The organism is Corallococcus macrosporus DSM 14697, from assembly GCF_002305895.1.
Classification (GTDB): Bacteria; Myxococcota; Myxococcia; order Myxococcales; family Myxococcaceae; genus Myxococcus; species Myxococcus macrosporus.
In genome coordinates, this window is record NZ_CP022203.1 from 2,655,429 (window position 1) to 2,678,469 (window position 23,041).

The following is a 23,041-nucleotide window of genomic DNA, read 5'->3' on the forward strand; positions in this document are numbered from 1 at the left end:
TGGCTCCCACCCTCGCTAGGGCGCGCCCGCCTGGGCCAGGGGGGAGCCAGGGCCCGCCACCTGGCTCGTGGGCCGGCCGCTCAGACGGCCACGACAATCTTTCCGAAGTGGGCGCCGGACTCCATGTAGCGCAGGGCCTCGCGCGCCTCGTCGAAGGGGAAGCTCCGGTCGATGACGGGCTTGAGCCGGTGCTGGGTGAGGAGGCGGTTCAGGTCCTCGAACATGGCCCGGCTGCCCACATAGGTCCGCTGGACGTCGAGCTTCTTGGGCTCCACCAGGGCGGGGTCCGGCTTCGCGAAGCCGCCGCTGAGCATGCCGATGAGGGAGATGTGGCCGCCGGGCTTCGTGGCCCGGACGGAGCGGGGGAAGGTCTCCTCGCCGGCCACCTCCAGGACGTGGTCCACGCCCTGGCCGCCGGTGAGCGCCAGCACCTGCTCCTCCCAGTCCGGGTGCTTCTTGTAGTTGATGGTGCCATCCGCACCCAGCGTCCGGGCGTGCGCCAGCTTCGCGTCCTGGCTGGAGGTGATGAGGACGCGCGCCCCCAGGGCCTTGGCCAGTTGGAGCGCGAAGATGGACACGCCGCCGGTGCCCTGGGCCAGCACCGTCTGCCCCGGCTGGAGCCGGCCTTCGGAGACCAGCGCGTTCCAGGCCGTGACGGCCGCGCAGGGGAGGGTGGCGCCTTCCTCGAAGGACAGGTGGTCCGGGAGGAGCACCAGCCCCTCCGCGTCCACGACGACGTACTCCGCCAGCATGCCGTTCACACTGCCGCCCAGGGCGTTCTGCGTCTTCTCCGGCGAGGGCGCGCCGTCCGTCCACGTCTGGAAGAAGGTGGCGGCCACGCGGTCACCCGGCGTCACGCGCGAGACGCCGTCGCCCACGGCCACCACTTCGCCCGCGCCGTCCGACACGGGGATGAGGGAGGCCGGGCGCTCGCCGGGGTAGCGGCCCAGGGCGATGTAGAGGTCCCGGTAGTTGAGGGACACCGCGCGAACCCGGACCAGCGCCTGGCCCGGGCCCGGCGTGGGCTTCGGCCGTTCCACCTGCACCCACGCATCGGCGCTCCCCACCTGCTGCAGTTCGTAAGCTCTCATGCGCGCATGACTATCCACGGACGGTCAGGGCCGCCAGGCAAGCGATTCGGGAAGGGCTGGCTGGCTGGGTGGATTTGCCCGGAGTGAAATGTTCTGCCCCGGGCGCCTGCTCGGAGTCCGTGGAAGCGGGGCGGCAAAGGGATGGGCAGGGGCGGCAAACCCAGCTACATGCTGGCGGCGGGGGAGCGGCCTGTTGAACGGGACGCTCCCGCCGCTGCCCCGGGTTCTCGCATGATGCCGACTTCGCCCACGCCGCTGTCCGTCGCGCCGATGATGGACTGGACGGACCGCAACTGCCGGTACTTCCACCGGCTGCTCAGCCGCCACACGCTGCTGTACACGGAGATGGTGACCACGGGCGCCGTGCTGCACGGGGACCGGGAGCGGCTGTTGGGTTACGACGCCGCGGAGCACCCGGTGGCGCTCCAGCTCGGCGGCTCGGAGCCCGCGGCGCTCGCCGAGTCGGCCCGGATTGGCGAGCAGTGGGGCTATGACGAAATCAACCTCAACGTCGGCTGCCCCAGCGACCGCGTCCAGTCGGGCCGCTTCGGCGCCTGCCTGATGGCGGAGCCGGCCCTGGTGGCGCGGCTGGTGGGGGCCATGCGGGAGGCGGTGAGCATCCCGGTGACGGTGAAGTCGCGCATCGCCATCGACGAGCTGGAGGAGTGGCCGACGCTGGAGGGGTTCATCCGGAAGGTGTCCGCCGCGGGCTGCACCCGCTTCATCGTGCACGCGCGCAAGGCGTGGCTCCAGGGGTTGAGCCCCAGGGAGAACCGCGACGTCCCGCCGCTGCGCTACGAGCTGGTCCACCGACTCAAGGCGGAGTTCCCGCACCTGGACATCAGCATCAACGGCGGCATCAAGACGCTGGACGCCGCCGCGGAGCAGTTGCAGCACGTGGACGGGGTGATGATGGGGCGCGCGCCCTATGAGAACCCGTACCTGCTGGCGGAGGCGGACCGCCGCTTCTTCGGCGCGACGACGCCGGTGCCGCAGCGGCACGACGTGGTGGAGGCCATGCTGCCGTACATCGAGAAGGCCATGCTGCGCGGCGCGCCGCTGGGCGCCATCACCCGGCACATGCTGGGGCTGTTCCAGGGGCTTCCCGGTGCGCGCGCGTGGCGCCGGCACCTGAGCGAGAACGCCCACAAGCAGGGCGCGGGGCCGGAGGTCGTCGTGGCGGCGCTGGCGAAGGTGCGGCGCGAGCCTGAAGCCGACGTGGCGGCCTGAGCGTCGGGGCCCCTGACACCAGAGGGAACCGCAGGCCGGAACAACCCTCCCCAGGGCCGGCATGCGATTCCCTCTGGCTCACGCCCTTTGCGCGAAGCTCCGCGCCGCTGGTTCGTGCCGGTGCTCCAGGTGTCCTGAACTCCGCTCCAAGCCGGCGTCCTCACCCGGGCATCTGACGCGCCCCATGGCGCGGCGCTCCGCATCCGCGCCCCTGTCCATCCGGGTGCATCACGCCCGGACATGCACGCCCGGACGAAACCGCCACGTGCATGGACAGGGTTGTCGCATCCCAGGCGCGGGCGCGCCCGTCATGGTTTGCGCATGGTTCCTTCACGGAGCGCGTCCAGCAGCGCGGGCGGGTCGCCGACGCGGAAGGCGGCGAGCCCCGCCTCGAAGTCCGCGTGCGCGCCGGCCAGGTCGCCCAGCCGCGCGCGCAGCGCACCACGCGCGTGCAGCAGCTCCGGGTCCACCTCGCCCCCCGTCTGGACGGACAGCGCCAGGGTGAGGTCTGTCACCGCGTCGTCCAGCCGCCCCAGTCGAGCCCGAGCGGCGGCGCGTTGCTGGAGCAGCCACGGGTTGCCCGGGGCCTCGTCAATCGCGAGCGTCCAGTCCCGCTCCGCCGCTTCATCCCGCCCCAGCGCCTCCAGCGCCTCGGCGCGCTTCATGTGCAGCACCAGCGCCTTGCGGTAGCCCGAGGCGACGAGCGCGTCGAAGTCCACCACCGCCTCTTCATTGCGGCCCAGCCGGCACAGCGCCAGCGCGCGGTACAGCCGGCTGGTGAGGTGTCCGGGCGCCAGCGACAGCACGCGCTCGTACCACTCCAGCGCCTCGGCGGGGACGCCGCCCCAGATGGCCAGCGTCTGCGCCACCTCCAGCAGCACGCGCGCCTGACGGGGATTCGCCTCCGCCAGCGTCCGGGCGAGGGTGAGCGCGGACGCATACCGCCCGCTGCGTCGCAGGCGGTCCACCTCGCGGAGCTGGGCAGCCAGCTCCGGGGGACAGGCTTCGCGGCCGTTGCGCTCCACCTCAGCCGTTCTGGGGGAAGGCGCGCGTCGCCGCGTCGTAGTCCGCCCACCAGCCCTGGAGGACCTTCATGTCGCTGGCGCGCGGCTCGTCACCGGGGCCCGCCATGTCCAGGTACGCGTGCAGCAGCGGCCGGAAGTAGGGGTGCGCGCACCGGTCGATGATGTCCTGGGCGCGCCGCTTCGGTGAGCGGATGTCCATGTTGAGCGCGTAGCCCTGCTCGGTGACGACGCACTTGATGTCGTGCTCGGTGTGGTCGATGTGCCGCACGTACGGCATGACACAGCTCACCGTGCGCCCATCCCTCAGTCGGCGCGTGGATGGCGTGTGGACGATGCTCAGGTACGCGTTGCGGAAGAAGTCACCCGAGCCGCCCAGGCCGTTGACGATGCGCGAGCCGTCGATGTGCGTGGAGTTGACGTGCCCGTAGATGTCCACCTCGATGGGGGTGTTCATCGCGATGACGAAGAGGCGCGAGATGATCTCCGGGCTGTTGGACAGCCACATGGGCCGCAGCACCAGCCGGTCCTTGCTGCGCTCGAACATGTCGAGGAAGCGCTGGCGGCCCTCGGCGGAGAAGGACACCGCGGTGGCGGACGCGTACTCGAACTTCTGGTCGTCCTCCACGTAGCGCAGCATCCCGTCCTGGAAGACCTCGGTCCAGAAGCGGATCTTCTGGAAGGGCGAGTCGTAGAGCTGGCCGATGATGGCGTTGGCCACGTTGCCCACGCCGGACTGGATGGGCGGCAGCCGCTTGCCCCACTGGTACTGCTCGCGGCAGCGCAGCAGGAAGTCGATGACGTGCTCCGCGATGCGCTTCGCCGTGTCGTCCGCCGCCTTGAAGGGCACCGGGTGGTCGGGCGTGCGGGACTCCACCACCGCCACCACCTTGCTCAGGTCGAACTCCACGTAGGGGGTGCCGATGCGGTCCCGTACATTCACGAGCGGCAGCGGCCAGCCCACGTGCGGGTGGACGGCGGGCAGGACGATGTCGTGGAAGCCCGTGTAGTCCGGCCCCGAGGTGTTGACCTCCAGGACAATCTTCTTCGCGCGGGCCAGCGCCTCCGCGCTGATGCCCACCGACGACGTGAGGATGACGCTGCCGTTCTTCCGGATGCGCGACACCTCGACGACGGCCACGTCGATGTCGCCGTAGAAGCCGTACATCAGGTTGCGCGCGAAGGCGGACAGGTGGACGTCCGTGAAGTCCATCTCCCCCGCGTGGATGCGGCGCCGCGAGGCGGGCGAGGACATGTAGGGACCGCGCCTGGCGATGAAGGGCGCCATGGGGCCCTCCACGTCCTCGGACAGCGACGCGCCCGACAGCAGGGTGATGCGGGCCTCCGGTGACGTCTGGGAGAAGTGCCAGGCGAGCGCGGGCAGGAACGTCTTGGGCTCCCCGGACTTGGTGAAGCCGCTGATGGCCACGGTGCTGCCGTGGACCACGTGCTTCACCGCGTCTTCGACAGGGACGACCTTCGCCAGCAGTTCGGCGTTCTCGATGCGGTCCTTCAGCGTGCTCGTCACGGTCATTCCTGGAGGGTGAATGCTGTGGGGGGATGGATGTAACACACCGCGTCTTCCTCGTGGCCACGGTGTTCGCCGGGAACAGACGGGCAGGCGGGCGTGTTGGTGCGCCCGCGATTCCGTCCCCGGTTCGCGGCGCGATGCCGCTAGGCTGCGCCCGTCTTCAGTTATCCCCCTTTCGTCCGGAGACATTCTCTACATGCGTAAGCTCTTCTTCGCTGGCGCGGGCATGGCCGCTCTCGTGTCTGCTGGCTGTGCGACGACCTCGCAGGAGTCCCAGACCATGGCCACCGCGCCTCAAACTTCCGCCCCCGCGACCCCGGCCGCGCCGGAGCAGTCCAACCCGCTGCTGGCGAAGTGGACCGGCCCCCATGGGGGCGTGCCGCCGTTCGACCAGGTGAAGGTGGAGCTCTTCAAGCCGGCGCTCGAGGCGGCGATTGAAAAGACGCGCGGCGAGCTGGCGGCCATCGCCAACGACACCGCGGCGCCCACGTTCGAGAACACCATCGTCGCGCTGGAGTCCGCCGGCAAGACGCAGGGCGACGTGGAGACGCTCTACGGCATCTGGAGCTCGTCCATGAGCGGGCCGGAGTTCCAGGCGCTGGAGCGGGAGATGGCGCCGAAGCTGGCCGCCTTCGACGACGAAATCTACCAGAACGAGGCGCTCTTCCGCCGCATCGAGGCGGTGTACCAGTCGCCTGACAAGGCGAAGCTGACGCCCGAGCAGCAGCGCCTCGCCTGGCTGCACTACACGCGCTTCGTCCGCTCCGGCGCGAAGCTGGACGCGGCGGCCAAGCAGAAGCTGGCGGCCATCAACCAGCGGCTGGCGTCGCTCTACACGAACTTCAGCCAGAACGTGCTCGCGGACGAGGAGGGCTACACCGTCGTCCTGGAGTCCGAGGCGGACCTGGCGGGCCTGCCGGACTCCGTGCGCGCGGGCGCCGCCGCCGCGGCCGAGTCGCGCGGCCAGAAGGGCAAGTGGGTCATCACCAACACGCGCTCCTCCATGGAGCCGTTCCTGACGTACTCGTCGCGGCGCGACCTGCGCGAGAAGGTGTGGCGCAACTACGTCAACCGCGGTGACAACGGCGACGCGCGCGACAACAACGCCATCATCGCCGAAATCCTGAAGCTGCGCGCCGAGCGCGCCACGCTGCTGGGCTACAAGACGCACGCGCACTGGCGGCTGGAGAACGCCATGGCCCGCACGCCCGAGCGCGCCATGGAGCTGATGGAGGCCGTCTGGAAGCCCGCGGTGGCCCGCGTCCACGAAGAGGTCGCGGACATGCAGGCCGTGGCCAACCAGGAGGGCGCGAAGTTCAAGATCGAGCCCTGGGACTACCGCTACTACGCGGAGAAGGTCCGCAAGGCGAAGTACGACCTGGACCAGAACGAGGTGAAGCCCTACCTCCAACTGGAGAAGCTGCGCGAGGGCATGTTCTGGGTGGCCGGCGAGCTGTTCGGCTTCGCCTTCACGCCCGTGACGGACGTGCCGGTGTTCCACCCCGACGTGCGCGTCTGGGAGGTGAAGGACCAGGCCAGCGGACGTCACGTGGGCCTGTGGTACTTCGACCCCTACGCGCGCAAGGGCAAGCGCTCCGGCGCGTGGATGAACGCGTACCGCAGCCAGGAGCGGTTCCGGGGCGAGGTCACCACCATCGTCTCCAACAACTCCAACTTCGTGAAGGGCCAGCCCGGTGAGCCCGTCCTCATCAGTTGGGAGGACGCCTCCACGCTGTTCCACGAGTTCGGCCACGCGCTGCACGGCCTCAGCTCCAACGTGACGTACCCGTCGTTGGCCGGCACGGCGGTGGCGCGCGACTACGTGGAGTTCCCCTCGCAGCTCCTGGAGCACTGGCTGTCCACGCCCGAGGTGCTGAACACCTACGCGCTGCACTACCAGACGGGGAAGCCCATCCCCCAGGCGCTGGTGGACCGCATCGAGAAGGCCGCGACCTTCAACCAGGGCTTCGGGACGGTGGAGTACCTGGCCAGCGCGCTGGTGGACATGAAGCTGCACCTGGCGGGCGCCACGCCCATCGACGCGGACGCCTTCGAGCGCGACACGCTGAACGCGCTGGGCATGCCGAAGGAAATCGTGATGCGGCACCGCACGCCGCAGTTCGGCCACGTCTTCGCCGGGGACGGGTACTCGGCGGGCTACTACAGCTACCTGTGGTCCGACACGCTGACGGCGGACGCCTACGAGCGCTTCACCGAAGGCAAGGGCGCCTACGACAAGGACGTGGCCGCGCTGCTGCGCAAGCACGTCTTCTCCGTGGGCAACACGCTGGACCCGGCCGAGGCCTACCGCGCCTTCCGGGGCCGCGAGGCGGGCATCCAGGCGCTGATGCGCAAGCGCGGCTTCCCCGTGCCCGCCGCGCCGAAGAACGCCGCGAAGTAGCCGCCCGGTGACGGGCCCGGGCTATCCCTCCAGCGGGAAGAAGTGGCTGAAGGGGCCCGGGCCCTGTCCCAGGGGCAGGGGGTGCTCCAGCGCGGCGGTGACGTAGGCCTTCGCGCGCCGGGTGGCCTCCAGCGGCGGCTGGCCCAGCGCCAGGTGCGCGGCGATGGCCGCCGACAGCGTGCAGCCGGTGCCGTGGGTGTTGCGCGTGTCCACCGCGCGCAGGTGCAGCGTCTCCAGGCGCTCGCCGTCGAACCAGACGTCGGTGCCGCGCAGCGCGCCCGTCATGCCGCCGCCCTTCACCAGCACGGCCTGGGGGCCGAGCCGGTGGATGCGGCGCGCGGCCTCCTGCATGTCCTCCAGTGTCTCCAGCGACATTCCGGCGAGCAGCTCCGCTTCGTGCCGGTTGGGCGTGGCCACCGTGGCCAGCGGCAGCAGCAGCTCCTTGAGCGCGCCCACGGCCGCGTCGTCGATGAGGCGCGCGCCGGCGCGGGACACCATGACGGGGTCCACCACCAGGGGGCCCAGGCCCAGCGCGCGCAGGCGCAGCGCCACGGCGGTGATGATGGCCGGGTTGACGAGCATGCCCGTCTTCACCGCGCCCGCGCCGATGTCGGACGCCACGGCGTCAATCTGCGCGGCGACGGCTTCAGGGGGCAGTACGTCCACGCGGGTGACGCCCCGCGTGTTCTGCGCGGTGATGGCCGTCAGGGCGCTGGTGCCATGGACGCGGTGGAAGGCGAAGGTGCTCAGGTCGGCCTGGATGCCGGCGCCGCCGCCGCTGTCGGAGCCGGCGATGGTGAGCGCGGTGGCCACGGACTTCGAAGTCTCCATGGCCGGCATGGTGCGGGAGCGGGCGCGCCGCCGCCAGTGCTTCCAGCGCTCACGGGTCCAGGAAGGCGTGTTTCACCGCGTCCAGCAGCGGGTCCCTGTGGCCGTTCTCCGGCTGGAGGAAGTGGCCCTGGCTGAGGGTCCAGATGATGGCGCCGCCCAGGTTCTTCTCGCGCGCGTACTGGCCCTTGGCGGCGATGGAGCGCGGGTCCTCGTACGAGACGTAGTTGCACAGCCCCGGGCCGTGGCCGGTGGGGAAGGAGAGGTAGGGCACCTTCGCCTCGTCGTCCCAGCGGCTGGCGTCCGCGCGGTAGTAGTGCGTCATGATGTTGGTGTAGCTCATGAAGTTGTCGCTCTGGCCCTCGAAGACGCCCTCGCGGCCATCCAGCGGCGTGTGCGGCTCCGTCACGCCACCCCAGCACGTCCCGAAGAAGCCGATGCCCACGCCCAGCCGCCCCGCCGGGACGCCCGCGTCCAGATAGCCCTCCACGGAGTGCGAGACGGAGGTGGGGTGGAACCGCGAGTGGCCGTGGAGCGGGCTGGAGTGCCAGCTCTCCCAGCCGCCCCAGTGGCCGCTCATCTTGTAGGACATGATGTTGAGCTGGTCCACGCGCGCCGCCAGCTTCTTCATGAACTCCGCGCGGTGGCGGCTCATGGGGAAGTTGGAGTTCAGCCAGTCCACCGGCACCGTGAGGAGGATGTCCGGCCGCGCGGCGCGCAGGCCCTCCAGCAGCGCGAGCAGCGGCTCGCCGTCATCGGGCGCCATGGGCGCGCCTTCGGGGATGTCCGCGGCCAGGATGATGGGCTCCCAGTCCACGTCGACGCCGTCGTAGCCCAGTTCGTCCATGAGCTGGAGGATGTTGCGGATGAAGTGCGCGCGCTGGGGAGCGGACGCCGCGTGCACGAAGTTCTGGTGCTCGCCGAAGCCGCCCAGCATCAGCAGCGCCTTGCGCCCGTGCTGGTGCGCGCGCGCCGCCAGCGCCTTGGCCATGGCGCGGCCGTGGCTGTCGTCGACGTTGGCGTCGAAGTTCGCGTTGAGGGTGCCGTTGGGGTTCGGCTTGACGCGGCCCACCACGAGGTGCGTGAGGCCCGAGACGTCCACCGCGTCCACCGGCTGCATCCAGAGCTGGTAGCCCACGAAGTAGCCCGTCACCCAGTCCGTGGGCTCGCCCCCGGCGCGGGGCTGGACGGCGTTGGCGACCGCGGCGGGGCCTTCCCCCTGCGCGTTGGTGGCCGCCACGGTGATGCGGTAGGGCACGCCATTGACCAGCCCGGGGATGACGGCGCTGGCGGCCGGCGCGTCCACCGTCACGGTGACGTCTCCGGGCTGCGCCGTCAGCCGGTACTGCTGCAGCGGCCGGCCGCCGTAGCTCGCCGGCGCCAGCCAGCTCACGAAGGCGTGCCCGTTGCCCGGCGTGGCCCGGACGCCGCGAGGCTGGCCCGGCACGGTGGGGTTGGAGATGGACAGGCCGGGCTGCGGCGTCACCAGCTCCGACTGCACGGAGGCCGGGCCTTCCCCGTGGATGTTCACCGCCGACACCTTGAAGGTGTAGGCGAAGCCGTTGTGCAGGCCCCTCACGGTGGCCTGGAACTGGTCCGACGTGACGATGGCGCCGCCGCAGGCCGGCTCACATCGCACGATGTAGTACATGATGGGGGTGCCCCCGTCGCTGGTGGGCGGCCGCCAGGTCACCAGCGCCTCGGCGTCGGCCGCCTGGGCCGTGGCGGCGCCAGGGGCGCCGGGCAGTCCCGGGGCCGCCTCGCCTCCGCCCATGCAGCCCGCCAGGGTCCCCACCACCAGGCCGAGCCAGAGCTGTCTCCACACCGCGGTTGGCTTTCTCACCGCACACCCCCTACGACAGTGCGCGTCATCTACATGACTTCCAATTCGCCGTGAAGCTGGAAAATGGTCGCAATGCTGTAAAGCTGTAATTCGTGGCGTTGCGCGCCGGTGCACGCCTCGCCCCCCGAGAGTCGGCGGGGTGGCGGGCCGCCTTTGCTAGCGTGGGGCGTCCCCACCGCGAGCCTGTCCGATGAAACGCATCCTCCTGTCGTTGTTGGTCGTCGTCGTCGCCCTCGCGGGGGTTCTCCTCACGAAGGCGTTTCGCTTCACCTCGCGGCAGGTCCAGCCGGAGGCGCCCGTGGCGTTCAGCGTGGACGCCGAGGCCGCCGCGGCCCGGCTGGGCGGCGCGCTGCGGCTCAAGACGCTGGCGGCGGCGGAGGGGCTGCCCGCGGAGGACGCCGCCTTCGCCGCGCTCCATGACTACATGCGGGAGCAGTACCCGCGCCTCCACCAGGCGCTGAAGCGCGAGGCCGTGGGGCCGCACTCGGTGCTGTACACCTGGGCGGGGACGGACGCGTCGCTGCGCCCTGCGCTGCTGCTGGCGCACCTGGACGTGGTGCCGGTGGCGCCCGGCACGGAGGCGTCCTGGACGCACCCGCCCTACAGCGGCCTGGTGGCGGACGGCTACGTCTGGGGCCGCGGCGCCCTGGATGACAAGGGGAGCGCGTTCGGCATCCTGGAGTCCGTGGAGGCCCTGCTCGCGGCGGGCTTCCAGCCCAGGCGCACGGTGCTGCTCGCCTTCGGTGGCGATGAGGAGGTGGGCGGGCACGAGGGCGCGGAGGCGATGGCGAAGCTGCTGCGCGAGCGGGGCGTGACGCTGGAGTCGGTGCTCGACGAGGGCGGGATGATCATGTCCGGCACCGTGCCCGGGGTGACGTCGCCAGTGGCCCTGGTCGGCGTGTCGGAGAAGGGCTTCGCCAGCGCCGAGCTCATCGTGGCCGGGGAGGGGGGCCACTCCTCCATGCCGCCGCCCCAGACCGCCGTGGGCGTGCTGAGCCGCGCCATCACCCGGCTGGAGGCGTCCCCCATGCCCGCGCGGCTGCGCGGTGGCAGCCGGGCCCTCTTCGAGTTCGCGGGGCCGGAGATGGGCTTCGGCATGCGGCTGCTCTTCGCCAACCTGTGGCTGTTCGAGCCGCTGGTGCTGCGCCAGCTCACCGCCAAGGCCACCACCAACGCCGCGGTGCGCACCACCACCGCGGCCACCATGTTCGAGGGCAGCGAGCGCGACAACGTGCTGCCCGCCCGCGCCCGCGCCGTGGTGAACTTCCGCGTCCTGCCGGGGGACTCCGTGGAGGGTGTGCTGGAGCACGTGCGGCGCGTGGTGGATGACCCGAGGGTGAAGGTGGGCACCCTGGGCTTCATCAGCGAGCCATCGCCGGTGTCGCGCATGGACTCCGAGGCGTGGACCCTGCTCCAGCGCAGCGTGCGCCAGGTGTTCCCGGACGTCGTCGTGGCGCCCTACCTCATGCTGGGCGCCACCGACTCGCGCTACTTCACGGGACTGAGCGAGAACGTCTACCGCTTCATGCCCCTGCGCCTGGACAGCGCCGACCTGTCACGGCTCCATGGCAAGGACGAGCGCGTGTCGGTGGAGGGCTACGCGGACGCGATTCGCTTCTACGCGCAGTACGTCCGCAACGTCTCGAACTGAAGCCGGGCGGGGCACCGGGGCTCGCGTGGCGCGCCCATACACAGCGTGTGACACGCGTGGCCACCCCCTTCTGGCTTTCTGGGAAAGTGGTGTTTCACCCGCTGTTATCATGAGTGTGGATGTGCGCTGGCTGCGGGGAGCGCGCGGAAAGTCCGTTCCGCCTGCACATCTGTGTACCGTCTGCACGCCCCTCCGCTCATTGGCCGTGACGCGTTGACAGGCGTGCGAAGCAATTTCAGCATTTGCTCCCATGGTGAACCCCCATCGCAGGTCTCGGCTGGCGAGCGCGTTGCTCGCATCTCTTCTCTTCACGTTGGTGGCATGTAATGGCGGTGGCGGTTCGGGGAAGCCCGACGCCGGCCCGAACCCGGGCCTCCCGGATGGCTCGCCGGGGGATGCGAGCGACACCTGTGGTGACGGCCAGCGCCAGGCGGGCGAGGCCTGTGACGACGGCAACCGGGCGGACGGTGACGGCTGCAACGCGGCGTGTACCGAGGTGGAGGGCGGGTTCATCTGCGAGGTGCCGGGACAGCCGTGCGTGCATCTGTCGAACTGCGGAGACGGCCGCGTCGAGGAGGGCGAGGACTGCGACGACCGGAACCTCTCCAACGGCGATGGCTGCAACGGGAGCTGCCGCATCGAGGACGGCTGGGCGTGCCCGGCCCAGGGTGGCCGCTGCCGCGCCAAGGAGTGCGGTGACGGCATCATCGCCGGTGACGAGGAGTGCGAGGACGGCAACACCGCTCCGGGCGACGGCTGTAGCGAGGTCTGCCGGCTCGAGGACGGTTGGAAGTGCCCTCCGGGTCAGCCGTGCAGCCGCACCACCTGCGGCGACGACGTCACCGAGGGCACCGAGCAGTGCGATGACGGCAACACCGTGATGGGTGACGGCTGCTCGCCGCTGTGCACCCGGGAGCCGCGCTGCGAGGACGGCAACTGCGAGGAGACCTGCGGCGACGGCCTCATCCTCCCCAACAGCACCGTGGAGGAGTGCGACGACGGCAACACGCGCGCCAACGACGGCTGCTCGCCGGACTGCAAGCTGGAGGAGGGCTTCGCGTGCGTGCTCATCGAGCAGGAGCCGCCCGCGCAGGTGTCCATCCCCGTCGTCTACCGCGACTTCCGCGGCTACGACCTGCCGGCCAGCAATGGACTCCCTCGGGGGCACATCGACTTCGAGAACAAGAACGCCGGTCACGAGCTGGGCATCATGGCGAACCGCCTGGACGCCAATGGCCGCCCCGTCTACGCAAAGGAGGGTCAGCCTTCCAACAACACCAACGGCCGGGTGGCATTCGACCAGTGGTACCGGGACGAGTCGGCGAGCAACATCAACAAGACGGTCGTCAGCTCGCTGGTGCTCGACCGCCAGCAGAACGGCTCGTACGTCTTCGACGATCAGACGTTCTTCCCGCTCGACGATGAGCCGCTCTTCAGCGGTAGCTGGGTGGCGTCTGGTGACGAGCCGTTGCGCAACGACAACAGTGGCGGGCGGCGCAACTTCAGCTTCACCAGCGAGGCGCGCTACTGGTTCGAGTACAAGGGCTCGGAGGTGCTCACCTTCCGTGGCGACGACGACGTGTGGGTGTTCATCAACGGCCGCCTGGCGCTGGACCTGGGCGGTGTTCACGGCGCGATGAACGGCACCGTCGACGTGGCGAGCATGGCCAGTTCCCTGAGCCTGCGCCAGGGCGGCATCTACGAGGTGGTCGTCTTCCAGGCCGAGCGCCACACCTCCGCATCTTCGTACCGCCTCACGCTCAACAACTTCCTCACTGCCCGCACCGAGTGCACCGCCACCTGCGGCGACGGCCAGGTGGACGAGGAGGCCGGCGAGGAGTGCGATGACGGCGTGAACGCCGGCGGCTACGGCGAGTGCGGCCGCGGCTGCCTCTGGGGCCCCCGCTGCGGCGACGGTGAGACGCAGGAGGCAGAGGGCGAGGAGTGCGACGACGGCAACACCGTCAGCCGCGACGGCTGCAGCTCGACGTGCCGGCTGGAGATTGGCTGAGCCCGTCGTCCTGACGTAGGGGTCGAGGCGCCGCTCCGGGAGCCGTGGGCTTCCGGAGCGGGGCTTCCCTGAATTTGCTGGCTCCGGGCCGCCAAGGGAGCAGGCGGCCTCCGCGTTGATGGGCGTCTGCTATCGTCCTCCGCGCTCCATGGCCTCTCCTTCGTTCACGCGTCTGCTGTGCCTCGTGTTGTTCGTGCTCGGTGCTTCGGCACGGGGGGCGGTGACGCGCCCGGCATTGCCCCCACCCGAGGAGGTCATGGCGACGCTGCGCGAGCTGGAGACGGCGCGGGCGAAGGGCCGCGCCAGCGCGATGGACAGCGAGTTGGAGGCGCGGGCCCGGGCGCGGCCCGGAGACTTGATGCCGCGGATGTACCGGGCGTGGCTCACCTTTCCGTCGGACGGGTGCTGGAACGAGCTGAAGGCCCTGTCCACCCTGGACCCGGAGAACCCCTGGCCCTTCGTGGGCATGGGGCTCGTCTACGTGCGCTGGGGGCTCTTGGCGGAGGCGCGTCCACCCATCGCCGCCGCGCTGAAGCAGGCGCCGGGGTTCGCGCCGGCGCTGTGGGCGCAGGGCGTGCTGCTCCAGGCGGAGGGCAAACCCGCGGAGGCCGAGGCCCGGTTCCGCGAGGCGCTGGCGGCGCTGGACGCGCCGCAGATTCGGACGTCCCTGGCGATGTTGCTGGCGGGGATTCCCGCGCGGGAGGCGGACGCGCGCGCGGAGCTGACCCGGACGGTGGAGGCCTGGCCGGAGCAACCCGAGGCGCTGCGGAAGCTGGCGCAGCTCGCCCGGGCCGCCAACGACGTGCGCGCCGCGGCGACGGCGGGCGAGAAGCTGGTGGCCCTCAAGCCCCGGGACAAGGAGGCGCACCGGCTCCAGGCGGACCTGTGGCTGGCGGCCTCGGAGAAGGAGAAGGCCACCCAGTCCCTGGAGCGCTACGCGGCGCTGGGCGGCGGGGAGCCCGCGCCCCTCGCGCTGCTCGCGCGGCTGTACCGGGAGCTGGCGCGCGCCGACGCGGAGGAGAAGGCCCTGGTCCGGTTGGCCGCCGCGGCGCCAGAGGACCCGGAGCCGCTGCTCCGGCTGGCCGAGCTGACCGAGGCGCGAGGCGACGCCGGGGCGGCGGAGGCCCACCTGGTCAAGGCCTCCGAGCGAGCGCCGGCCCGCGCCGACGTCCACGTGCTGCGCGCCCGGCTGGTGCTGAAGCAGGCGCGTCACCAGGACGCGCTGGCGGCGTACCGCGCGGCGCTCGCCGCCCCGGAACGCAAGGTCCCCCAGGCCGAGGCCGAGGCCGCCGCGCTGGCGCGTCACTTCCGCCTGCCGTCCCAACCCGCCCGGGGGACGCAGGAGCAGATCTACAACCGGGTATCCATGGGCCTGGTCGCGCTCTACATGAACCGGCTCCAGGAGACGCCCGGCATCAAGGGCAACCTCAAGGTCCAGGTCCAGGTGGACGCGTCCGGGCGGGCCACCGGCGTGACGGTGCTCTACGACAGCCTCAAGGAGGCCGTCATCACCGGCCACGCCCACTTCGCCTTCATGGACGCGCAGTACCCGCCGGGGCCCGACACGCCCGTCTTCCAGTACGTCTTCCGTCCGCCGAAGTGAGCCACGGGCCCGGCCGCGCGCGTCCTGGCCGGCCGGGCCGGTGTGGCGGTTACGGGTTGCGCTGCTCGGACTCGATGCCGCTGCCGCCGTAGCCCTGCACCTGGCTGCGCATCCGCTGCCAGTTGGCGCGGGCCTGCTGCTCCGAGCGCTGCTCCGACTGGAGCTTGCGCTGGGACTCCTCCACCTTGCGCTGGGCGTCCGCCGTGGCGGCGGAGAAGTCGGCCTCGGACAGCTCCTGGGCGCGCACGTCCTGGTTCGCCTCCAGGGCCTGGTACTCCGCCATGTCGAGCTTCGCGTCGGCCACTGCCAGCTCGGCCTCACGCAGCTCCTTCTGGGCCTCCATCGTCTGGATGGCCTGCTCGCGGTAGCGCACCTGGGCCTGGGCCGCGTTCAGGCTGGTCTCCGCGTTCTTCCGCTCGGACTGCGCCTGGGTGATGTTGTCGCTCTGGCCGGTGGCCCTGGCGGCCTTCAGCGCGGCCTCATGCGCCTCCAGGCGGGCCTTGGCGGCGTCCTCGTTGCGCTTGGCCACCTCCAGCTCCCGGCGCGCGTCGTTCAAGGCCACATCGGAACGGGTCACCGCGTCCTGGGCGATGCGCCGCTCCGACTGGGCCTCCCGGACGCCGCCCAACTGGGCCTCGGGCACCCGGGCCAGCCAGGACTCCTCCACCTGCGCCGAGCGCGTCGAGCTGCAGCCAACGCTCGCCACCGACAGGGCCGCTCCCATCATCACGCCCGCGAAAACCCGACGCCTTCTCGATTGAAACATGCTCCGTCTCCTCTCCGTGTGCGCGTGTTGCCTGCAAAGACGGTAGTCACGCGCCGCTGGGGAGGCAGACGGCAAGGAGGCGTGTCGAGGCGTCGCCCCAGCGGGTGCGGGCACGAGGGCCTGCTCGCACGCCCGCCCCGCACGGAAGGGGGCTCAGCGCTTCTCCAGGACGACGGCGTAGAACTCGATGCCCACGCCTTCCCGGTCCTCGTCGGTGATGTGCTCCGGGGGCAGGCCGAGGAACTCGCGCACGGGGAGCACGCCGGTGGCGTCGCGGGCCCAGGGGCCGCACAGGTCCAGGTACTCGGGCAGCGAGTAGAGCTGGAACCGCTCGCCCATCTGCCGGAACATGCCGACGAACTGCTCCCACTTCGGCGTGCTGAGGTCCGGGGACTTCGTCTCGAAGGTAGCGAAGAGCTTCGAGCCGGGCGCCGCCCACTCATAGAGGTCGCGGAAGAACTGGCGGTTCTCCTCGGCGGACAGGAACACGGTGATGCCGTTGGCGCCGAACGCGACGCGGCGCTCGCCGCCCAGGAAGTCATTCACGTCCGGCCGCCGCAGGAAGGCGCCCGCGTTGCGGATGTCGCATTCCAGGTAGCGGACGTTGGGCGTGGCCCCCAGCAGGTGCTGGGCGGTGGTGATGGTGAGCGGGTTGATGTCGCTGTAGAGGACGCGGGCGTCCGGCGGCAGCACGGCGTGGACATGGTCCCCGGTGGGCAGGCCCGACGCGAAGTCCACCCAGTGGTGGAAGCCATCGGCCGCGAGGCGCTGCGCGGCGGTGCGCAGGCAGGCGCGCAGCATGCGCACCCACTTCCGCGTGGAGGGCACCAGCGAGAACATGGACTCCGCCGCCTGCCGGTCGGCCTCGAAGTGGTGGGTGCCTCCCAGCGTGTAGTCGTAGATGCGGGCGGCGTTGGGGATGTTCGGGTTGACGCCGGGGATGTGTGCGAGCGCTTCGGTATCCATGTGGTCAAGGCCTCCAACCCGGAATGCTACAGTCGCGGCCACCGCATGGCTCCTCTCACCGCGTCTCGTCTGGATGTGCTTCGCGCCGCCCTCCTCGTATGGGTGACGAGCTGCGCCACCCTGGTGCTGGAGCTGGCGGCCGCCCGGCTCCTGGCGCCCTTCATCGGGGCCTCGCTCCACACATGGACGAGCATCATCGGCGTGGTGCTCGCGGGCATCAGCCTGGGCAGCTACGCGGGGGGCCGGCTGTCGGAGCGGGGCGCGTCGTTCCGCTGGCTGGCGGGCCTCACCGCGCTGGGGGCGGTGCTGGCGCTGCTGCCGCTGGGCTGGGTGGCGGTGCTCGGCGATGGCGCCTCGCTGCGCCCCATCCCCGTGCTGCCCCGCACCTTCCTGCTCACCTTCCTGGGCTTCTTCCCCGTCAGCTTCGTGCTGGCCATGGTGACGCCGCTGGCGCTGCGGCTGCTGCTGCCGGAGCTGGGGCGCGCGGGGCGAATCGTCGGCCTGCTGTACGCGCTGGGCACGCTGGGGAGCCTCGCGGGAAACTTCCTCACCGGCTTCGTGCTGGTGGCGTGGTTCCCGGTGCCCACCATCGTCCTCACCGTTTCGGGCGCGCTGCTGCTGTGCGCGCTGCTGGCGCTGCCCAGGGCCTCCGTGGCCGCGCCGCCCGTCGTCCCGGCGGCCCCCGTGGCGGAGGCCGCGGCGGTGCGCCCGGGCGCCGCGCCGTCCGCCGCTGGCGTGGACCTGCGGACCCGGCCCATGCTGGCGTGCTTCCTGGTGGCCAGCGCGAGCTTCTGCACGCTCGCCATCGAGCTGGCGGCCAGCCGCATCCTGGCGCCCACCGTGGGCGTGTCGCTGCTGAGCTGGACGGGCATCATCGGCGTGGTGCTGACGGGCATGGCGCTGGGCAACTTCGTGGGCGGCCACCTCGCGGACCGCTGGCCCCGGCAGGGCGTGCTCGCCGGGTCCATGCTGCTGGCGGCGGCGAGCTGCCTGCTGATTCCGCCCGTCCACCAGTGGCTGGTGCTGAAGGGCCACTTCGACGGCCTGGGCCTCCAGGCGCGCATCGTCGCGTACACGGCCGCGGTGTTCCTCCTGCCGGTGACGGCGCTGGGGACGCTGTCGCCCCAGGTGCTTCGGCTGACGTTGGCGGACGTGGGGCGGGCGGGGCGCACGGTGGGCCTGCTGTACGCGTGGAGCACCGCGGGCGCGCTGCTGGGCTCGTTCCTCACCGGCTGGTGGCTCATCGCGAAGGTGGGCGTCTACCCGCTGGTGATGGGGGCCAGCCTGGGGCTGGTGGCGCTGGCGGCGTTCGTGGGGCAGGTGTGGCGGCAGCCGCGCCTCTTCGGAGCCAGCGTGGGCACGCTCGCGCTGGCGGGCTCGCTCGGCGCGCTGGGCCTCTTCGCGTCTCCCTGCACGGAGGAGACGGACTACTTCTGCATCCAGATCAACCAGGTGGAGCACGACGGCCGGCGCATCCTGGCGATGCAGTTGGACCACCTGACGCACACCACGGTGGACCTGGGGGACCCGTCGTACCTGGGCTACCCGTACTGCTACATCCACTCGGAGCTGATACGGCACGTGGCCGCGCGCACGCCCACGCCGCGGGTGCTGATGATTGGCGGCGGCGGCTACGTGGTGCCTCGCTGGGTGGAGACCTACGTCCCGCAGGTGCGCATGGAGGTGGTGGAGATAGACCCGGCCGTCACGCGCATCGCCCGGGAGCGCTTCGGCGTGCGGCCGGACACGCGCATCGCCTCCTTCAACCTGGATGGGCGCCAGTACCTCCAGGAGATGGCGGAGCGCGGCGCGTATGACTTGATTGTGCAGGACGCGGTGAATGACCTGTCGGTGCCCTATCACCTGATGACGCGCGAGTACGACGTGCTGGTGCGCTCGCTGCTCAAGCCGGAGGGCATCTACCTGTTGACGGTCATCGACGAGATTCCCCGGGGCGCCTTCCTGCGCTCGGCCCTCCGGACGATGCAGGACGTCTTCCCCCACGTGGAGCTGCTCCACGACGCGCGCAGCGGCTCGAAGGGGCAGGGCGTCTACATCGTCGCGGGCTCGGGCCAGCCCATGGCGCTGGAGCGCCTGCCGGCGCTGCTGCGCGGCGCGGGCATCGAACGGCCGCGCACCGGCCGGGTGCCTCGCGCGGAGATTGACGCCTACATGGCCGCGGGCCCGGCGCATCTGCTCACGGATGACTTCGCGCCGGTGGACAACCTGCTCGCGGAGTTCTTCCTCCTCCGCGAGCAGGTCTCACCGTAGCTCAGCGCTTCACGGCTTCGATGATGCACGTGCCGGCCTGGGTGGGGCGGATGCCCACCAGCTCCCAGGACGTCTGCGTCAGCAGCGCCTGGAATTCGGGGACCGTGCGCTCCCGTCCGTCCACCAGCACCAGCATGTTGAGGTCCAGCAGGGGCACGGGCGAGGGCGTCTGGTTGTCGGGCATCACCAGCTCCAGCACGAAGAGCCGGGCCCCCGCGGGCGCCGCCGCGTGGAGGTTCCGCAGGAGGGTGGTGGCGGCGCCGTCATCCCAGTCGTGGAGGATGTGCTTGAGCAGGTAGGCCTCGGCGGCCGGGAGGCCCGGCTCGAAGAAGCTGCCCTTGACGAGCTCCACCCGCCCGGCGAGCCCCTGGGCCTCCAGCGGGGCCCGCGCGCCCTCCAGGACATGCGGCAGGTCGAAGAGGATGCCCCGGCAGGAGGGGTTGGCGCGCAGCACCTGCGCCAGCAACGCCCCCTGGCTGCCGCCAATGTCCGCCACGTGGGCGAAGGGGGAGAAGTCGACCTGCTGGGTCAGCTCGTGGGCCACCAGGGCGGACAGGTTGCCCATGGCCCGGGCGAAGTGCCCCGCCTCTTCGGGGTGCCTCGCGAAGTGCTCCCAGATGTCCGTCCCCAGGGCCTCGCGCACCGTGGACTTCCCGGTGCGGATGGCCTCCGTGAGCTGCCCCCAGGGCAGCCAGTGGGAGCGGTCGCTCTGGGAAATGGCAATCTCCCGCAGCGAGCCCGGGACGTCCGAGCGGAGCCCTTCACCCATGGGCGTCAGGGCGAAGGTCCGCGCTCCCACCTCCTGGAAGATGCCCACGGTGATGCCGCCGCGCAGCAGCCGGTACAGGCCGTCCGGACTGATGCCGAGCTCCGCCGCCAGCGCGTCACTGCTCCGAGGGCCCCTGGCAAGCAGGTCCGCGATACCCAGACGGGCCGCCGCGCCAATGACCTGGGTATGCCAATAGCCGCCAATCCGCTCATAGAGGAGCTGCGTGGGAAACGGAGTCCCGCCGGGGGTCTTGTCCATGCCTGGAGTCTAACATTGCTCAATGCCTGTCATCACCAGGGCTGGCGGCAATAAGCCGTGAGCCGAGACACCCCGGCGGCGAGGGCTACTTGCCCTTGCTATAGTCGCGGCTGGCGATGACGCCCTGGACCTCGGCCAGCGCGCGGGCGCCGGAGGCGGACTCGAGTGCCTTCTCGGCGATGGCCTGGACCTGGCGCTTGGCCTCGGCCAGGTCCGTCTGGAGCGTCTGGAGCGCCTGGGCCTGCTTGGAGGCGGTCTCCTTGAGCGAGGCAATCTCCATGGCGGCGACGCGCTGCGCCGTCTCCGCGTCCTTGGTGGCCAGGGTGAGCTTCAGCTCCCACTCCGACTTCACCCGGTTGCCCGTCACGGTGGCGGCGGTGTCCGTCTCCTTCTTGAGCACCAGCGGGAAGTCCGCCACCTGCTTGCGCAGGTCCTCCAGCTCCTTCTCGCGCTGCTTCAGCGCCTCCTCGCGGGCGGCCCACTCCTTCTCCAGCTTCTCCTTGCGGTCGCGCTCGGCGGCGGCCTGCTGGCGCAGGGACTCCGCGAAGGCGTCCTGCTCCTTCTTGCGCTGGAGCTGGGTGTCATAGGCGTACGCCTCCTCGGCGCGCCTGCGGGCCAGCTCGGTGGCCTGCCGCTCCTCGGCCTGGTCCGCGGTGGCCTTCGCCCGGGTGTCCTCGATGTCCTTCTGGAGCCGCTCCATCTCCGCTTCCAGCTCCGCCTTCTTCTTGTCGTACTCGGCCACGAGCACGTCGATGGCGCTGGCGGCCACGTCCTTGCCGTGCAGCCCGCTCAGCTCCTCCGTCTTGAGCTGGATGGCCTCGTCGAGCTGCTTCAGCTCCTCCACCAGCGAGATGACCTGCTCGTTGATGCCGGCCAGCGTCTTGTTGATGGTGAGGCCCGCCTCGGTGACCTTCTTCACGGCGGATTCGGCGGTGAGGCTGGACACGTCCGCGAGGACGTTCTTCGCGTGGGCGTCCTGCGCGTCCTGCTCCTTGGCGGAGACAATGGGCTTGTTGCGCGCCTTGCGAGCGAGCTCCTCGAAGGCGGCCTTGGTGGCCTCGGTGGAGCGGTTGCGGGCGACGACGTTGCGCTTGGACGTCTTGCGAGTAGCCATGTGACTCTCCGGGTAGGGCACGGCCAGGGCAGGCCGCAAGGCCCGCGAGGGACGTGAGGGTTTCGTGGAATCGCTGGTCCCCTTTTCGGGCGACCATGGAGAAAAGATACCTGGAGGGTCTGACATGGTTGGCCGGGTTTCAGGCGGCCGGACGGGGTGCTTGGAGCCCCCAGCAGCGCCCGCCAGCGGCCCTGGGGGCCACAGCGCCCTTGTCCTCGGGGCCGGGGCCCGGCTAACTCGCAGTCCCCGAAACGGCTCAAGGGAGAGCGTCAATGCAGGTCGTCAGTGTGAAGAAGGCCCTCGCGGGAGGGGTGGAGGAGGGGACGAAGGTGGAGGTCCGCGGTTGGGTGCGCACGCGCCGCGACTCCAAGGCGGGCATCAGCTTCGTCAACGTCAGCGACGGGTCGACCTTCGACCCCATCCAGGTCGTCGCTCCGAATTCGCTGCCCAACTATGAGAAGGACATCCTGCACCTCACGGCGGGCTGCTCGGTGGTGAGCCGGGGCACGCTGGTGAAGTCCCAGGGAAAGGGGCAGGCCTACGAGGTCCAGGCGGACGAAGTCCAGGTGCTGGGCTTCGTGGATGACCCGGACACGTACCCCATCCAGCCCAAGCAGCACACGCTGGAGTTCCTCCGGGACGTGGCGCACCTGCGCGTGCGCACCAACACGTTCAGCGCCGTCACGCGCGTGCGCCACCGCGCGGCCATGGCCGTCCACCGCTTCTTCGACGAGGAGGGCTTCTTCTGGGTCAACACGCCCATCATCACCGCGAGCGACGCGGAGGGCGCCGGTCAGATGTTCCGCGTCTCCACGCTGGACGCGGTGAACCCGCCGCGGACGCCGGAGGGCAGGATTGACTGGCACAAGGACTTCTTCGGCAAGGAGGCCTACCTGACCGTCTCAGGCCAGCTCAACGTGGAGGCCTACGCCCTGGCCATGTCCAAGGTGTACACGTTCGGCCCCACGTTCCGCGCGGAGAACTCCAACACCACGCGGCACCTGGCCGAGTTCTGGATGATTGAGCCGGAGATTGCCTTCGCGGACCTGAACGAGGACGCGAACCTGGCCGAGCGCTTCCTCAAGTATGTCTTCAAGGCGGTGCTCTCCGACTGCGCGCCGGACCTGAAGTTCTTCGAGGAGCGGGTGCAGAAGGGCGTCACCGAGCGCATGGAGAAGTTCATCAACTCCAGCTTCGAGCGCATCGACTACACCGAGGCCGTTGAAATCCTGAAGAAGGCCAAGAAGAAGTTCGAGTACGCGCCCGAGTGGGGCAAGGACCTCCAGACGGAGCACGAGCGCTACCTCACCGAGGAGCACGTGGGCCGGCCGGTGGTGGTGATGAACTACCCGGAGGCCATCAAGTCCTTCTACATGCGCATCAACGACGACGGGAAGACGGTCGCCGCCATGGACGTGCTCGCCCCGGGCATTGGCGAAATCATCGGCGGCAGCCAGCGCGAGGAGCGCCTGGACGTGCTGGACCAGCGCATCCAGAAGTTCGGCCTCAAGCCGGAGGGGTACCAGTGGTACCGCGACCTGCGGCGCTACGGCTCCGTGCCGCACGCGGGCTTCGGGCTCGGCTTCGAGCGGCTCATCGTCTACATGTGCGGCCTGCAGAACATCCGCGACGCCATCCCCTACCCGCGCGTGCCGGGCTCGGCGGCGTTCTAGCCACCGCGCCCTG

Annotated in this window: 16 protein-coding genes; 7 read left to right on the top strand and 9 right to left on the bottom strand. The window is 70.7% G+C overall.

From position 1 onward, the window contains the following. Positions 1–80: 80 nt before the first annotated feature. Positions 81–1,091, bottom strand: a complete 1,011-nt coding sequence (locus MYMAC_RS11335; protein ID WP_095958104.1) for a zinc-dependent alcohol dehydrogenase family protein — start codon at positions 1,089–1,091, stop codon at positions 81–83. Between the two features lie 231 nt (positions 1,092–1,322). Here MYMAC_RS11335 and dusA point away from each other — a divergent pair, with 231 nt between their 5' ends. Continuing rightward, positions 1,323–2,321, top strand: a complete 999-nt coding sequence (dusA, locus tag MYMAC_RS11340; protein WP_095958105.1) for a tRNA dihydrouridine(20/20a) synthase DusA — start codon at positions 1,323–1,325, stop codon at positions 2,319–2,321. A gap of 308 nt (positions 2,322–2,629) precedes the next feature. On the opposite strand, the gene MYMAC_RS11345 is transcribed toward dusA, so the two are convergent. Next, entirely contained in the window at positions 2,630–3,346 is a 717-nt protein-coding gene (locus tag MYMAC_RS11345; RefSeq protein ID WP_095958106.1) for a tetratricopeptide repeat protein, read from the bottom strand. A 1-nt stretch (position 3,347) separates the two neighbouring features. After that, positions 3,348–4,877, bottom strand: a complete 1,530-nt coding sequence (locus MYMAC_RS11350; protein WP_095958107.1) for an acetyl-CoA hydrolase/transferase C-terminal domain-containing protein — start codon at positions 4,875–4,877, stop codon at positions 3,348–3,350. Between the two features lie 193 nt (positions 4,878–5,070). On the opposite strand from MYMAC_RS11350, the gene MYMAC_RS11355 reads away from it, so the two are divergent. Further along, positions 5,071–7,275: a M3 family metallopeptidase gene (locus MYMAC_RS11355; RefSeq protein WP_095958108.1), complete on the top strand. Its 2,205-nt coding sequence runs from the start codon at positions 5,071–5,073 to the stop codon at positions 7,273–7,275. Positions 7,276–7,296: 21 nt separating this feature from the next. Here the strand turns inward: MYMAC_RS11355 and thiD are convergent, their stop codons facing one another. Next, positions 7,297–8,115 (bottom strand): bifunctional hydroxymethylpyrimidine kinase/phosphomethylpyrimidine kinase, encoded by an 819-nt coding sequence (gene thiD / locus MYMAC_RS11360; RefSeq protein WP_095958109.1) that lies wholly within the window; start codon positions 8,113–8,115, stop codon positions 7,297–7,299. A gap of 40 nt (positions 8,116–8,155) precedes the next feature. Next, positions 8,156–9,946, bottom strand: coding sequence for a glycosyl hydrolase family 18 protein (locus MYMAC_RS11365; protein WP_095958110.1), 1,791 nt, complete (start codon positions 9,944–9,946; stop codon positions 8,156–8,158). A 190-nt stretch (positions 9,947–10,136) separates the two neighbouring features. On the opposite strand from MYMAC_RS11365, the gene MYMAC_RS11370 reads away from it, so the two are divergent. The 3 genes from MYMAC_RS11370 to MYMAC_RS11380 all read left to right on the top strand — a co-directional run bounded on the left by MYMAC_RS11370 (position 10,137) and on the right by MYMAC_RS11380 (position 15,211). Continuing rightward, the gene (locus tag MYMAC_RS11370) at positions 10,137–11,597 is read left to right on the top strand and encodes a M20 family peptidase (RefSeq protein WP_095958111.1); all 1,461 of its coding nucleotides are present in this window, start codon (positions 10,137–10,139) and stop codon (positions 11,595–11,597) included. Positions 11,598–11,847: 250 nt separating this feature from the next. Next, positions 11,848–13,608: a DUF4215 domain-containing protein gene (locus MYMAC_RS11375; protein ID WP_095958112.1), complete on the top strand. Its 1,761-nt coding sequence runs from the start codon at positions 11,848–11,850 to the stop codon at positions 13,606–13,608. Between the two features lie 256 nt (positions 13,609–13,864). Then, on the top strand, positions 13,865–15,211 hold the full coding sequence (locus MYMAC_RS11380; RefSeq protein WP_239989485.1) for a tetratricopeptide repeat protein: 1,347 nt from the start codon (positions 13,865–13,867) through the stop codon (positions 15,209–15,211). 49 nt (positions 15,212–15,260) lie between these two features. Here the strand turns inward: MYMAC_RS11380 and MYMAC_RS11385 are convergent, their stop codons facing one another. Together MYMAC_RS11385 and MYMAC_RS11390 are read right to left on the bottom strand one after the other, a co-directional pair. After that, positions 15,261–15,938: a hypothetical protein gene (locus tag MYMAC_RS11385; RefSeq protein WP_204817519.1), complete on the bottom strand. Its 678-nt coding sequence runs from the start codon at positions 15,936–15,938 to the stop codon at positions 15,261–15,263. Between the two features lie 192 nt (positions 15,939–16,130). Further along, a complete protein-coding gene (locus tag MYMAC_RS11390; protein ID WP_013938879.1) occupies positions 16,131–16,943 on the bottom strand; it encodes an SAM-dependent methyltransferase in 813 nt (270 codons plus the stop codon). 45 nt (positions 16,944–16,988) lie between these two features. On the opposite strand from MYMAC_RS11390, the gene MYMAC_RS11395 reads away from it, so the two are divergent. Beyond that, positions 16,989–19,214 (top strand): fused MFS/spermidine synthase, encoded by a 2,226-nt coding sequence (locus MYMAC_RS11395; RefSeq protein ID WP_204817520.1) that lies wholly within the window; start codon positions 16,989–16,991, stop codon positions 19,212–19,214. Between the two features lies 1 nt (position 19,215). Here the strand turns inward: MYMAC_RS11395 and MYMAC_RS11400 are convergent, their stop codons facing one another. Continuing rightward, positions 19,216–20,241, bottom strand: coding sequence for a methyltransferase (locus MYMAC_RS11400; protein ID WP_095958114.1), 1,026 nt, complete (start codon positions 20,239–20,241; stop codon positions 19,216–19,218). Positions 20,242–20,326: 85 nt separating this feature from the next. Next, positions 20,327–21,355: a coiled-coil domain-containing protein gene (locus tag MYMAC_RS11405; protein WP_095958115.1), complete on the bottom strand. Its 1,029-nt coding sequence runs from the start codon at positions 21,353–21,355 to the stop codon at positions 20,327–20,329. A gap of 272 nt (positions 21,356–21,627) precedes the next feature. Between MYMAC_RS11405 and asnS the strand changes: the two genes are divergently transcribed. Next, positions 21,628–23,028: an asparagine--tRNA ligase gene (asnS, locus tag MYMAC_RS11410; RefSeq protein ID WP_013938883.1), complete on the top strand. Its 1,401-nt coding sequence runs from the start codon at positions 21,628–21,630 to the stop codon at positions 23,026–23,028. The last annotated feature ends 13 nt before the right edge of the window (positions 23,029–23,041 follow it).

Bases quoted from the DNA above. Each gene is read 5' to 3' on its own strand.
- MYMAC_RS11375 (WP_095958112.1), top strand. From the start codon at position 11,848: ATGGTGAACCCCCATCGCAGGTCTCGGCTGGCGAGCGCGTTGCTCGCA.
- MYMAC_RS11355 (WP_095958108.1), top strand. From the start codon at position 5,071: ATGCGTAAGCTCTTCTTCGCTGGCGCGGGCATGGCCGCTCTCGTGTCT.
- MYMAC_RS11335 (WP_095958104.1), bottom strand. From the start codon at position 1,091: ATGAGAGCTTACGAACTGCAGCAGGTGGGGAGCGCCGATGCGTGGGTG.
- dusA (WP_095958105.1), top strand. From the start codon at position 1,323: ATGATGCCGACTTCGCCCACGCCGCTGTCCGTCGCGCCGATGATGGAC.
- MYMAC_RS11390 (WP_013938879.1), bottom strand. From the start codon at position 16,943: ATGGATACCGAAGCGCTCGCACACATCCCCGGCGTCAACCCGAACATC.
- MYMAC_RS11350 (WP_095958107.1), bottom strand. From the start codon at position 4,877: ATGACCGTGACGAGCACGCTGAAGGACCGCATCGAGAACGCCGAACTG.
- MYMAC_RS11370 (WP_095958111.1), top strand. From the start codon at position 10,137: ATGAAACGCATCCTCCTGTCGTTGTTGGTCGTCGTCGTCGCCCTCGCG.
- MYMAC_RS11405 (WP_095958115.1), bottom strand. From the start codon at position 21,355: ATGGCTACTCGCAAGACGTCCAAGCGCAACGTCGTCGCCCGCAACCGC.
- MYMAC_RS11380 (WP_239989485.1), top strand. From the start codon at position 13,865: ATGGCGACGCTGCGCGAGCTGGAGACGGCGCGGGCGAAGGGCCGCGCC.
- MYMAC_RS11385 (WP_204817519.1), bottom strand. From the start codon at position 15,938: ATGATGGGAGCGGCCCTGTCGGTGGCGAGCGTTGGCTGCAGCTCGACG.
- MYMAC_RS11395 (WP_204817520.1), top strand. From the start codon at position 16,989: ATGGCTCCTCTCACCGCGTCTCGTCTGGATGTGCTTCGCGCCGCCCTC.
- thiD (WP_095958109.1), bottom strand. From the start codon at position 8,115: ATGCCGGCCATGGAGACTTCGAAGTCCGTGGCCACCGCGCTCACCATC.
- MYMAC_RS11400 (WP_095958114.1), bottom strand. From the start codon at position 20,241: ATGGACAAGACCCCCGGCGGGACTCCGTTTCCCACGCAGCTCCTCTAT.
- asnS (WP_013938883.1), top strand. From the start codon at position 21,628: ATGCAGGTCGTCAGTGTGAAGAAGGCCCTCGCGGGAGGGGTGGAGGAG.